Origin of the sequence: Rheinheimera pleomorphica, from assembly GCF_011634895.1 — a bacterium.
Taxonomy (GTDB): domain Bacteria; phylum Pseudomonadota; class Gammaproteobacteria; order Enterobacterales; family Alteromonadaceae; genus Alishewanella; species Alishewanella pleomorphica.
On record NZ_SIRR01000008.1, the window covers coordinates 56,146 to 68,362 of the forward strand.

11 protein-coding genes are annotated in these 12,217 nt (G+C 48.6%); 7 read left to right on the forward strand and 4 right to left on the reverse strand.

Going from position 1 to position 12,217, the window contains the following annotated elements:
* Positions 1–2: 2 nt before the first annotated feature.
* On the reverse strand, positions 3–710 hold the full coding sequence (locus EYB30_RS09315) for a cytochrome b/b6 domain-containing protein (protein ID WP_166838657.1): 708 nt from the start codon (positions 708–710) through the stop codon (positions 3–5).
* Between the two features lie 589 nt (positions 711–1,299).
* On the opposite strand from EYB30_RS09315, the gene EYB30_RS09320 reads away from it, so the two are divergent.
* The 4 genes from EYB30_RS09320 to EYB30_RS09335 all read left to right on the forward strand — a co-directional run bounded on the left by EYB30_RS09320 (position 1,300) and on the right by EYB30_RS09335 (position 7,557).
* Entirely contained in the window at positions 1,300–1,515 is a 216-nt protein-coding gene (locus EYB30_RS09320) for a hypothetical protein (protein ID WP_166838658.1), read from the forward strand.
* A gap of 290 nt (positions 1,516–1,805) precedes the next feature.
* A complete protein-coding gene (gene putA, locus EYB30_RS09325) occupies positions 1,806–5,609 on the forward strand; it encodes a bifunctional proline dehydrogenase/L-glutamate gamma-semialdehyde dehydrogenase PutA (RefSeq protein ID WP_166838659.1) in 3,804 nt (1,267 codons plus the stop codon).
* Positions 5,610–5,734: 125 nt separating this feature from the next.
* On the forward strand, positions 5,735–7,045 hold the full coding sequence (locus EYB30_RS09330; RefSeq protein ID WP_166838660.1) for a hypothetical protein: 1,311 nt from the start codon (positions 5,735–5,737) through the stop codon (positions 7,043–7,045).
* Entirely contained in the window at positions 7,042–7,557 is a 516-nt protein-coding gene (locus EYB30_RS09335; RefSeq protein ID WP_166838661.1) for a lipocalin family protein, read from the forward strand. Before EYB30_RS09330 ends, EYB30_RS09335 begins: the two co-directional genes overlap by 4 nt.
* Positions 7,558–7,688: 131 nt before the next feature.
* On the opposite strand, the gene EYB30_RS09340 is transcribed toward EYB30_RS09335, so the two are convergent.
* Positions 7,689–8,000 carry a hypothetical protein gene (locus EYB30_RS09340; protein ID WP_166838662.1) on the reverse strand — a complete coding sequence of 104 codons (312 nt, stop codon included), beginning with the start codon at positions 7,998–8,000 and terminating at the stop codon, positions 7,689–7,691.
* Between the two features lie 234 nt (positions 8,001–8,234).
* Here EYB30_RS09340 and EYB30_RS09345 point away from each other — a divergent pair, with 234 nt between their 5' ends.
* The 3 genes from EYB30_RS09345 to EYB30_RS09355 all read left to right on the forward strand — a co-directional run bounded on the left by EYB30_RS09345 (position 8,235) and on the right by EYB30_RS09355 (position 10,677).
* Positions 8,235–9,041: a hypothetical protein gene (locus EYB30_RS09345; RefSeq protein ID WP_166838663.1), complete on the forward strand. Its 807-nt coding sequence runs from the start codon at positions 8,235–8,237 to the stop codon at positions 9,039–9,041.
* A gap of 170 nt (positions 9,042–9,211) precedes the next feature.
* Positions 9,212–9,916 carry an HNH endonuclease gene (locus tag EYB30_RS09350; RefSeq protein WP_206674610.1) on the forward strand — a complete coding sequence of 235 codons (705 nt, stop codon included), beginning with the start codon at positions 9,212–9,214 and terminating at the stop codon, positions 9,914–9,916.
* A 185-nt stretch (positions 9,917–10,101) separates the two neighbouring features.
* Entirely contained in the window at positions 10,102–10,677 is a 576-nt protein-coding gene (locus EYB30_RS09355) for a hypothetical protein (protein WP_166838664.1), read from the forward strand.
* 12 nt (positions 10,678–10,689) lie between these two features.
* Here the strand turns inward: EYB30_RS09355 and EYB30_RS09360 are convergent, their stop codons facing one another.
* Positions 10,690–11,397 (reverse strand): hypothetical protein, encoded by a 708-nt coding sequence (locus tag EYB30_RS09360; protein WP_166838665.1) that lies wholly within the window; start codon positions 11,395–11,397, stop codon positions 10,690–10,692.
* Entirely contained in the window at positions 11,397–12,194 is a 798-nt protein-coding gene (locus EYB30_RS09365; protein ID WP_166838666.1) for a PP2C family protein-serine/threonine phosphatase, read from the reverse strand. Before EYB30_RS09365 ends, EYB30_RS09360 begins: the two co-directional genes overlap by 1 nt.
* Positions 12,195–12,217: the final 23 nt, after the last annotated feature.

Consider the following 12,217-nt stretch of genomic DNA (forward strand, 5'->3'; position numbering starts at 1 on the left):
CGTTAATCGTCATCATGTTGGCTTCCTTTGTGCTCATCAGCTTCGGCCAAATGCAACGCGCTGCCAAACAAGTTTAAGGTGCGGCTTTGGCTGTCAAAATTCGTTAGCAGGTAAGACGCAAAACCAAGCGTTAAGACAAGTACACTAATGCCGGCCAGCTTATGCACTTTAACCGGTGCCGTTGCCTCAGGCAGCGGCTTTTCACCTGTTATCATACTTTTGCCTAATCCGTCTTTATGTTTTAACTGATGCAGCACTATGCCAGCCAGGTGCAGCAGCACCACGATAATAAACGCATTGGCAAACAGCTCATGCAGATCTTTTACACTATCGCGACCTGCGCTAACCATCAAATAGCCGGTCAGGCCAAGGCCTATTGCCAGAATAAACATCGTTACAGCTGCCCAGCTTGACGCCGGGTTGTGGCCATGCCAAAGCCTTGATTGTGCCGAAAACACACCGCTTAAATAGACTTTAAGCGCAGCAGGTTGCAATGAAAAGTCGCTAAAGCGGGCATGTTTAGAGCCAATTATGCCCCAAAGCAAGCGCAGCAACACGCTAAAACACAGCATTAAACCTGCAAGCATATGAAATGAAAATGCCACAGCATCATCATCAACTGTGTTGGCAATGGTAAAAGCGGTAATAAAACTGCCGGCAAAAAGCCAGTGCAAAATCCTGGTGGGTAAATCATATACGCGGGTAGCCATGTTGTTATACCTCGTGCTGTTTGACAAATGTCAGTGACAACACTAGTGGCTATCGCCGGTTTATCCTATTGACCAAAGGGCCTAGGCTACAGATTTCTGGTTGTTTGGCCAATGCCGGTTAATCAGCCCGGGCACACCATGCTTGGTGTCGTTTTTACAACAGCGCCCAATCATTCAGGTATGCCGCTAACTCGCGCGGCTTTTCCAGTGGCAGCATATGGCCTGCCCCCGAAGTGCTGATTTTCGTTGCACATTGTGCCCGGTAGTAAATACAGCTTAGTGGCCAAAAGCCCCTCCGGTTGCGTACGTCGTTTCAGACGCTCTGTCTGTTGTTTGCCAGTAACTCTGCATGTTGCTGGCGACTATTTCAACTGTGGCAATTTTTACACTTTTACACCCTACTGTGTACACCTTACACAGTAACACTAAAGTTAAAGAGGTTAAGCGGCCCTGCCGGCGCGCTGTTGCCGGTTTGGAACAGCTTTTGCTGCCAATACGGTATCAGGAGTGCTTAACGGCACGAACAAGAGCGCCAATATCGACAACGATTGGCAATTTGTGGCACTGATAAACCCTATGGAGGCAACGCATGACATCTGAGCAAACTAAGCAAGCATCCCGCAGTTTTATGCACTATGAAGCGCTGAAAACGGCTATCGCCAACAATGAAGTGGCATTGGTAAAGCAACTGCTTGCCAACCATAGCATGCAACCGTTAGAAAAAAGCTACCTGCTTGATTTAGCTAAGCTAAACAGTAACCGCGAGATTATCGCTTTGCTGCAGGCCGTTACCGTACAGCAATAGCTGATATACGCTTTTTATGCAGCAGCGCAAGATACTCTGGTACTGCAGCCGAAGGGTTAATTACAAAAAAATTCGGCAACAAGTGGTAAAACCAGTAATTGAAACTGCAGCTTAATATCAAAAGCAGAATTTTATGCTAAAAAAATCAAAATAAGCCATTTAAACTAGGGTTTTGCCTGCAAAATAAACCAGCCTATTTTGTGCAGTTTTCTTTAGTATGCGAAGTGAAGATTATTGCTAACCCGGCGCTTAGGTTATTAAAACACAGCGCCTCTGTTATAGGCTGAATTATGTTATTTGATGCTGATTTAACCACCCGCTGTCCGCTCAGACAAAAGATCCGTCACTACTACCGTATCGACGAAAATGCCGCTATTGACCACTTACTGCCACTGGCTGAAGTGGGCGTTAAAGCGCGCAGCCGTGCCTGGGAGCGGGCGCGGCAAATTGTGCATACCATTCGTAAAGATCAGGATGGCCAGGGGGGTATTGATGCCCTGTTAAATGAGTTTTCGTTATCCAGTGAAGAAGGCGTGGTGCTGATGTGCCTGGCCGAAGCTTTGCTTCGCGTGCCGGATAAAAGCACCCAGGAAGCGCTTATTCGCGACAAGTTAGCCAAAGGTGACTGGAGCTCGCATCTGGGCAGCAGCGACTCGCTGTTTGTTAATGCCTCGTCCTGGGGCTTGTTGGTTACCGGTAAAATGGTGAACTATAACGATAAAACCAAGGCACAACAGTTTGGCATTCTGAAGAAAACCCTGGGCCGTTTAGGCGAGCCGGTGATCCGCAAATCGGTTAACTTTGCCATGAAAATTATGGGCAAACAGTTTGTTATGGGCACCAACATTGACGATGCGATAGAGCGTGCCTTTGATACCGAGAAAAAAGGCTATGTCTACTCTTACGATATGCTGGGCGAAGGTGCCCGCACTATGGCCGATGCCGAGCGTTACTACCAAAGCTACTTAACCGCTATTCATGCCATTGGTAAAGCCGCTAACGGCAAGGGGCCGATAAAAAGCCCCGGCATTTCAGTTAAGTTATCGGCTATTCATCCGCGCTATGAATTTAGCCACCGCGAGCGGGTGATGAGCGAGCTGCTGCCAAAACTAAAAGCGCTGGTGCTGGTGGCGAAAAGTTACGATATCGGCTTTACCGTCGATGCCGAAGAAGCCGACCGCTTAGATATTTCACTGGATATTATCGAAGCGATTTTATCCGACGACGAGCTCGGTGATTGGGCCGGCTTTGGCCTGGCGGTACAGGCCTATCAAAAGCGCGCTATCTTCGTTATTGAGTGGCTGACCGAACTCGCCCGCAAAGTAAACCGCAAACTGATGGTGCGGCTGGTAAAAGGTGCCTATTGGGATACTGAAATTAAAACTACCCAGCAAAAAGGCCTCGATCACTACCCGGTGTTTACCCGTAAGGCCTCGACTGACGTATCGTACAAAGCCTGCGCTATTAAGCTTTTAGAGGCGCGCGATGTACTGTACCCGCAGTTTGCCACCCACAATGCCTACACCGCCGCCACTATTTTAGAAGTGGCCAAAGGCAATAACAGCGGCTTTGAGTTTCAGCGCTTACACGGCATGGGCGAGTCGTTATTCGACCAGATTGTCAGCAGCGAGAAAATTCAGTGCCGCGTTTATGCCCCGGTTGGCGAGCATGAAAACCTGCTGGCCTATTTAGTTAGGCGCTTGCTGGAAAACGGCGCTAACTCGTCTTTTGTTAATGCCATTGTCGATACCAGCCAGCCGGTTGAAGCCTTATTGCCCGACCCGGTAGAAACCCTGCAAAGCCTGCGCAATAAATACAACACGCAAATAAAACTGCCTGTCGATTTATACGGCAGCGAGCGGGCCAATTCCAAAGGCCTGGATTTAACCGATGTTGACAGCCTGACCGCCTTTAAAGCCAACCTGGATAACTGGTTTAGCAGCCATTTGCTGCAGCCAGACCAGATCCCGGAGGGCGCCATCGCGGTTAAAAACCCGGCCAATCATACCGAGATCATCGGCCATGTGCGGCTGCACAACAGCGAGCAGATGCAGCAACTGCTGGAAAATGCCGATAACGCCTTTGCCAGCTGGTCGCAAGTACCGGTAACCGAGCGCGCCAACTTACTGCGCCGTATCGGCGATATTATCGAGCGTCACCATGATGAGTTAGTCGCCATTTGTATTAAAGAAGCCGGCAAAGTCGCACAAGATGGCATTGATGAAGTACGCGAAGCGGTCGATTTTTGCCGTTATTATGCCGCCAGAGCTGAAGAGCTGGCCAAAGATGAGCGCTTTGAACCGCGCGGCGTTATTTTGTGCATCAGCCCGTGGAATTTCCCGCTGGCAATATTTTTAGGCCAGGTGGCAGCGGCCATCGTCACCGGTAATACCGTTATTGCCAAACCGGCCGAGCAAACCAGCCTGATTGCGCTGCGCGCCATTGAGCTGATGCAGGCAGTCGGCTTACCCGAGCATGTGGTGCAAGCCGTAATTGCCCGCGGTAGCGACGTGGGTAAAACCATAGTGCCGGACAGCCGCATTCAGGCAGTGATGTTTACCGGCTCCACCGAAACCGGCAGCCTTATTTCGCGCACCCTGGCACAACGTAACGATATTCAGGTACCGCTGATTGCCGAAACCGGCGGCCAAAACTGCATGATAGTCGACTCCACTGCCCTGCCGGAGCAAGTGGTAGACGATGTGATAAGCTCAGGCTTTCAAAGTGCCGGCCAGCGCTGTTCGGCGCTTCGGGTGTTGTTTATTCAGCAGGATGTCGCCGATGGCATTATCGATATGCTAAAGGGCGCACTTAAAGAGCTGCATGTGGGCGACCCGGCCTGGCTTAGCACCGATATTGGCCCGGTAATAGATGATAAAGCACTGAAAAACCTGCAACAGCATGTGGACTATCTAAAAGATAAAGCCACCTTGCATTACCAGTGCGATATTCCGGATAACGCCGAAAACGGCGCCTATTTCTTTGCCCCGCGCTTGTACGAAATCAGTGATTTATCGCTGTTAAAACGCGAAGTGTTTGGCCCTTGCGTGCATATTATCCGCTATAAAGCCAGCGAGCTGGATCAGGTTATCGACCAGATCAATGCGACCGGTTACGGCCTGACCATGGGTATACATTCGCGCATTGAAGACCGCTGCAATTACCTGGCAAAAATGTCGCGCGCCGGTAATGTGTATATAAATCGCAATATGATAGGTGCCATTGTCGGTGCCCAGCCATTTGGCGGCCGCGGCTTATCCGGCACCGGGCCTAAAGCCGGCGGGCCGAATTACTTACTGCGGCTGGTAAAAGAGAAAGCCTCGCCGGACAATGTGCAAATGACCAATTTAAGCCCGGATCAGCTGAGCCTGCACCATAACCCTGATGCGGATGCCCAGGTAGAGCAGCTGATGGCTAACTCGCTTAGGGATGAAAAAATCTGGCGCGCTACGCCGCTGAATGACCGGGTATCGGCCGTACGGCAATTGCTGGCAAAAATTGCCACGGTCGATATTATTGACGAGCTGGCCGACGATTTAGCACTGACGCTGGCCGACGCCCGCGCTCAGCTAAACCGACTGGAAAAATATATGCGCAAGTGCACTACCCTGCCCGGCCCGACCGGTGAGTCGAATACGTTGCATATTGAGCCGCGTGGCTGCGTGGTGTGCTATGCCGATAAAAGCACCTCGTTTAACTTCTGGGCCATATCCATTATCACCGCACTGGCGGCCGGTAACACCGTTATTACCGTAGCGTCAGAGTTGTTCTATGAAGAGGCCATGGCGTTTAAAGACAAGTTTATTGCCACCGGCGTGGCCGCCGGCGTATTTCAGGTAGCCAAACCGGATCAGCTGCAAGCTATTTTGGCCCACCCGCATCTGGCCGGTGCAGTAGTGGCGGCGCGCTCGTCACGGCTGGGTTATTTCAGCCAGCAATTGGCACAGCGCGATGGCGCTATCCTGCCGGTGATCAGCGCCGAGTATTACGATACGCTGATTAAACGCCTGGTGACCGAGAAAACCATCAGTATAGATACCACCGCATCAGGCGGTAATACCTCGCTGATGACCATGGTGGAGGACGACGAGTAACACCGCTGTAAAAAGCTATCGGTTTGATTTAGCCAGGCTGCTACCAGCCTGGCTGTTAAATAATTGCTAATTGCCTGATAGACAAACTCGCCATACACTAGCCGCTATTTAACGGCAAAGAACGCATGAAAGCACGCTACTTATTACTGATAGTGCTACTGATTTGGCTACCTCTGGCATACCATTTATTGCTTGATGACGAGTTACAGCCAGAGGCCGCAGTGCTTGTACAGCAGACAATTGACGAGCCAACGCCAGACAACTATTACATTGGCGTTATGGCGCTGTCTGTGCAGCAGCCGCAGCCGGACCAGGTATTACAACAGTACCTTGAGCAACAACCGGCAGCAGACAATTTTGACAGGCTGAAGCTGCCGCAACTAAGTGGCCTTAATGAGCTATACCAGCATCCGTTTTTCTGCGAGTTAGCAACTGATACATGCCAGCAGACACTGGCCGGCCAACCGCAGCAGCTGCAACACTTTCTGGCAGGCTTTGCGCCCTTGCTAAAGCAATACGAGGCGTTACAACAGCTTGATGAAATTTCACCGGTTAATGAGCACGTCATGCAGGTTAACTGGCTTGATGTGCTGCCGCTACAGCAGCTTTATGCCTTGTATTTATATCATCTTATTCTGCAGCAGGATTTCACCAGCGCCGAAGCCAAATTAGCACAGTGGATACAGCAACAACGACGCTTTCTATCGCTCCCTGCCAGCTCGCTAACAACGTCTGCTATTATGGTGCAGTTTAATGACTTATATCTGCCGCTGGCGATAGCACTCAGAGCCAGTAGCAACGCCAGGCTAACTTTACTGGCCAGCAGTCTGGCGCCACTTAGTATTGACGAGCTGACACTGGTCAGCACAGTCCAACATGAGCTATTCGTCAGTTGGCAGCTGGCACAAATTGCTGATCTGCAACAGCTTGAAAACTCAGTTCCCCATTTAATGTACCGCTTGTTGTACAAACCTAATCTGACATTAAACCAGCTGTACCAGCACAGTCAGATTGCACAATTACAGCAGATAAGCAGTAAAACACAGTGGTATCACTATGCCAGTGCCCGCCAACAACAGCTGGATACAACCGACTATCAGCCCGCAACCTTAACAACCAGGCTAAAGCAAAGTTATCGCAACTTTTACGGTGCCATACTGGTAGATATCCTCTCTGCCGTGCCAGACCGTCAACTGATAGATCGCAGCCAGTTAGACCTTAGCCTGTATTTATTACAGCCCTTGCTACTGCACGATGTAAAAACACAAGCTCAGCTGCAACAGAGTGATTTTGCGCTAAACCCTTATACTCAAACTACGGTGCGCAGCCACAATAACCGTTGGTGCTATAACCTGACTGATTTTATTTGCCTTACTGATACAAATGTTTCCGTGCTGCGTACTGGTACTGACCAAACTGGAGTAAATATGCAATGAAGTATTTTTTTATCTGCATCCTGGCAGCCGTGCTCACAGGCTGCACCGGCACCCCACAGGGCGTTACGCCGGTAACCCCATTTGAATTAAACCGCTATTTAGGGCAGTGGTATGAAATTGCCAGGCTCGATCACCGTTTTGAACGCGGCCTGACCGAAGTAACCGCTAACTACAGTATGCGCGACGATGGCGGCGTAAGGGTGATTAACCGCGGTTATAATAGCGAGGATAACGCTTGGCAACAGGCCGAAGGTAAGGCCTATTTTGTTGACGACAGCAACAGCGGCGCACTGAAAGTGTCATTTTTCGGCCCGTTTTATGGTGGCTACAATATTGCTAAATTAACCGACGACTATACGGTGGCACTGGTGCTTGGGCCGTCAACCGACTACGCCTGGCTACTGGCACGCAGTAAAACGCCGTCCAAAGCAATATGTGATGACTATGTGGCGTTTGCCGCCCAGTTAGGTATAGCCGCAGAGCAATGGATTTGGTTGCAGCAGTGCCAGTAATGCGTTAAGGCATCACCTTTTCGGGTATTAATTTTCTGTCGAGATAAGCTCTACTTCAGGATTCAGGGTAAATCTATGGAGAGGCTTACTTCTATTGCCTTTACTGGCATTTCACACTGGATTGTCTGTTGTTAGTCCGCAGATAACCGGATCGGTTTATTACCCAACAGGTTTCTTACAGCCTTATCAAAAGGTAATAAGTTTCCGTCTCGCATCAGTTCTATTGCATTACCAAGTAATATCCTCGACAACCTGTCGTTGCGATCAACATCAGGCTGTTTTGCCATATGTTGCAGTAATCTCTGCTCTAGCAGCAGATATTTTGCTTCGCTGTACAAAATCCAACTATTGCCGCTGATATCCGGTGTCAGTAAAAACCGCTCATGCTCTAGCATTGCTTCGGTGCAAATTATTCCACCCGCATTAAGCGTTAACCACTGCATAATTTTTTGCCCCACTTTAGATAATAAGGCAAAGCATAACGCTGCATGCGACCTATTGTGTCGCACACGATAATTATGCTGGCAATATCTAGCCCAAACCCATTGGAATGCTTTATGTGCGGTTACTGTACTGAACTTAACTCTGTAAGATATTTATGGCAAAACGGACGCCTGGAGCCTGTCGAAGAGAAAGATTGGTATTTCAACGAAAGTTACAGCCTCGAAAGTGCTGATGTGCACCAACTGTATACACTGCACCAGCAAGGACACCCCTTAGATGCAAAGCTGGTGTTAATCAGGCTGGCATGTGAGCCGTCATTAGGTGGCACTGAGCATGTAAAGAATTATCTTATTCAAGCGATGCTGGATCAGCTTAACACTGAGAAAAACAAAGACAATACATCCAGCCCCTGGCTTTGGCTTGATAACGCATTAAGTCATATTTTCCAACACGGACATTTACCCTATACCGATAACACGGCATTTCCTGCAGAGTTTATCCAGCAGCTGGATCAGGCACTAAACTGGGCCGCCGACACCGTTTATCCCGGATTACATCTTGATGACGAAAACGAAGACGATACCCCCAAGAGTGAGCAACAGAAGCAGGCGGAACATCAATATAACCTCGAACTAGCAGAACTGCTCTATCAGCGCTTTCATCATGTGTTACTGGCTGTGCTGCTGATACAAACATTAGAACCTGAACACCCTAAGCTAGCCCAAATCGCACTGAACTATCACGTCAGTTTTACCCTGATGCGGGGTTCAGAGTTAACACTCAGGCGTTTACTGCAATATCACTGTGTTAAGTACTATGGTAAAAACTGGCTTTGGCAGCACCTGCATCGATTAGAGCTACAGCATATTCTTTACCTGGCTGCCCGCTGCCAACTGACTCCAGCCGAGATCACCGAGTTGCAAATTAAGCTGGAGGACGAATTTGTCGGTTTAGACTATTTTATGACCCGCAAAGATTGCATCGATGCACTAACCAGGCTGATCTTGGCAGTGGAGTTTGGGTTTGGATTTGAGCAATAGCAATTAAAATGAAATCATGGTTTTATCTGATATCGGTACTTGCTATTTCCAAACTCATAAGATAATTTTTTGATGCAATTTGGTTTTTTCTAAAAATTCGATTTGTTTGTATGGCATCTGATAGAGATACCACCGGCAATGAAGCTAACAAAATATTAGAGGGTCAAACAATGAAAATGGAATCCAGGACTAGTTTTGTCAACAGAGTTTTGGGACTTACATTAGGCTCTACGCAGGGAAAGTACTCGTATTGCAACGATCAAACTAAGCAAGTTCTCTTTAGTTTAAATTCGAATAACAAAGATCGTGATTTAATTCTTAGCCCTAAATGGTCTTCCAAAAGTTATGCTCATTCACTTAAGCATATAGATAAAATTAGATATCAAGGCTATGAACTTCTTATTTTCAGAACTAAGACCAAGAAAGATAGTCTAGGCAACACAGTTGCCGATGGGTTCGAACCTTATATCGAGAAAAGATACTTGGTAATAGATGGGGATGAATATAGAGCTTCCCCGTTTGAAATATCCTATGAAAATCATGAGAAAATATTCAGAGAAGAAATTATTAAATCTTCTGGTGTATCCTCCGAAGAGCGACAAAAGCGTTTAAACGCAGCTGCTGCAACTCCAAACAAGAGAACGGTTTCTATTGTTGTTTACGACAGGAACCCTGACGTTGTTGCTGAAGTTCTTTACAGAGCAAATGGTTGCTGTGAGAATTGTTTGAATTTAGCCCCATTTAATCGTAAGTCTGATGGAAGCCCTTATTTGGAGGTTCATCACCGGACACCTTTAGCGGACGGTGGTGATGACACAGTTGCAAATGCAATAGCCTTATGTCCGAATTGTCACAGAGCCGCACACTACGGATAACCATCTATAAGAGCGCGCTGCCGTCAAACTGCAGCGCGAGGGCAAGCTGAAATTTATCGGCCCGCGCAAAGGCGGTTATTGGCAGGTCTTGTAATTACAGTATTACCAAACTGCTTTACTGCGTCATAATCTGACGCAGCATACTGTTACTTTTATCAGGTAAATTGCAAACGCAAGGAACCAGGATGAAAGACGCGCCTCCCACCTCTTCACCACTAGATAAAAACATCGCCGACCTACTGATATCGCCAATGCAGCCTGAGACAGACAACGGCAACTTGCCCCTGCCCGGCGTGATTGAGCACCCACAACTTGGCGAGCTACATTATTTGCTACCGCAACGCATTTTTCACCCACTGCTTGGAGTGCTGGAGTATGAACCTGAGTACCATAGGTACAATGGTAATGTTGTAGCACTTGGGCAGCAGATTGATATGTCTCTAACCGTTGACAGCAGCGACCAGCTTGATGCCATACTTGGCCGCGCGGCGCAGGTTATCCGGCAAATTGACGCCTTAAATCAGGCGCTGCGACATCAGGTTAGAGGCTACCTCGGCCGATTTAGCAGCAGACAAGCCTGGAATGATCATTACCGCATTTCGCTGGCAGATTTTGACCATACGATGCAGTTGCTATCTCTGTATTTTTGGTCGGCCGAGTTAATCGATTTTTACTATAAAGATAAATTCAACCAACACGGAGCCTGGTTTGAAGTAACAACCGACCTTGATAGGCAGCTGTTGTACATTGGCCTGCAGTAAGCTGCGGCCAGGCTAACCGATCGTGGCCAGTTTGTCGCTCAAATGGTCGATAACATCCTGCTTGCTGGCCAGCACCTCATTCCCTTGCCAGTGCGGCATCAGCTTTAGTAAATAGCGTAAATCGTCCGCCTGATACAGCACACGATCAGCCAGATATACTATCAGCTCCGGTCGCAGCTGCTGCAGATAAGCCGCAACAAATTCAATGCCGTAGTAACTCACACAATGGCGCAACAACTTGCGTTGTAATGCCAGCTCGTATCCAGGCAAGCCAGGCACAAATGCAGGCACAGATACAGCGATATCTACCAGTACTTTATGCTCAGGTTGTTGCTTCATTAGTTCATGCAACGCCAGCCAAAAGCGGTTGAAATTACTATAAAAGCCATCTTGCAGTTTATGATGAGTATCTATGTCCAGCTCTGCGGCAGTTTTATCCGCCTCGCTAAAATAGCTGGCTGCGGCATAACTGTCGGCAATAATGTCCGCCAGTGTTGAAGCACAGGGCTTCGCCTCTTGATGGCGCAGCTGCAACAATTCAGGGCATAGCGTTTCTGCCTTCTCACGCCAACATGGCTTTAAGCTGTGGAGTTCTGCTACTTCCAACAGCATTTGCAGTAATATCCAATCGGCTTCTTCACCAGATACCTCGGCTGTGAGTACACCGCTCTGCCACATCCTGCCAATGACAAAATTCGCTTCAATACAATAACCACACATTAATGGTTACCTTGCGCACTTTTGCCCAGAGCGATTGGCCGCAGCCACAACAAGCTGGCATTGTCCGTTGCGCCCCGCTGCAACAGCAGGCTTTGCAGGTGCAGCAAGGCGTTAGCGCTATCAGCTATAGCGAACATCTCAGCTAACTCCTCTGGTGTAACCAGGTCATGCACCCCATCTGTGGTTAATACAAATTGATCACCCACTTGCAACTCGCCATCAGTTACTGACACGGTAAAATCAGCCGCTTCGCTATCAGCCGCCAGATAACTGGTAAGCGCCCGATAACACTGCGCCAGGCCAGTTTGTTGCCTAAGCTCAGCGCTATCGTTTTGCCAGTCATGATCCTCGCTTAATTGCTGTAATTGCCCATTACGCAAGCGCCAGATTCGGCTATCACCGGCGTTAATTGTCATAAAGCGCTCAGCGTTTAGCTGCAGTGCCGCTATGGTAGTCGCCGCGCCAAAACTCTTTCTTTTTTGGCCAAGCATATCGGCCAGATATTGCTGCGCCAGCCGAATCTGTCTGCTGGAAAAGCCAGTGCCCGGCCAGTGACTCAGTAAATACTTAACAACGGTATAGCTTGCTGCCGCAGCAGAGGGGCTGGCAGACACGCCATCAGCGGCAAGCAGCAACACATCTGGCGATGGCAGATCCAGCACATTGACCACCTCATTTTGCTGCAACAACGTTGGTGCAACACCATCAGCTACGTAGCCAATTGCATCTTGCTGCGACCATTTAGCGCCTGTCGGGTTAAAGCCACTTAGTTGTAATATCGCAAGTTGGTAATGCATTAACAGACTCCTATCACTGCAAA

Bases quoted from the DNA above. Each gene is read 5' to 3' on its own strand.
- EYB30_RS09315 (WP_166838657.1), bottom strand. From the start codon at position 710: ATGGCTACCCGCGTATATGATTTACCCACCAGGATTTTGCACTGGCTT.
- EYB30_RS09320 (WP_166838658.1), top strand. From the start codon at position 1,300: ATGACATCTGAGCAAACTAAGCAAGCATCCCGCAGTTTTATGCACTAT.
- putA (WP_166838659.1), top strand. From the start codon at position 1,806: ATGTTATTTGATGCTGATTTAACCACCCGCTGTCCGCTCAGACAAAAG.
- EYB30_RS09330 (WP_166838660.1), top strand. From the start codon at position 5,735: ATGAAAGCACGCTACTTATTACTGATAGTGCTACTGATTTGGCTACCT.
- EYB30_RS09335 (WP_166838661.1), top strand. From the start codon at position 7,042: ATGAAGTATTTTTTTATCTGCATCCTGGCAGCCGTGCTCACAGGCTGC.
- EYB30_RS09340 (WP_166838662.1), bottom strand. From the start codon at position 8,000: ATGCAGTGGTTAACGCTTAATGCGGGTGGAATAATTTGCACCGAAGCA.
- EYB30_RS09350 (WP_206674610.1), top strand. From the start codon at position 9,212: ATGAAAATGGAATCCAGGACTAGTTTTGTCAACAGAGTTTTGGGACTT.
- EYB30_RS09355 (WP_166838664.1), top strand. From the start codon at position 10,102: ATGAAAGACGCGCCTCCCACCTCTTCACCACTAGATAAAAACATCGCC.
- EYB30_RS09360 (WP_166838665.1), bottom strand. From the start codon at position 11,397: ATGTGTGGTTATTGTATTGAAGCGAATTTTGTCATTGGCAGGATGTGG.
- EYB30_RS09365 (WP_166838666.1), bottom strand. From the start codon at position 12,194: ATGCATTACCAACTTGCGATATTACAACTAAGTGGCTTTAACCCGACA.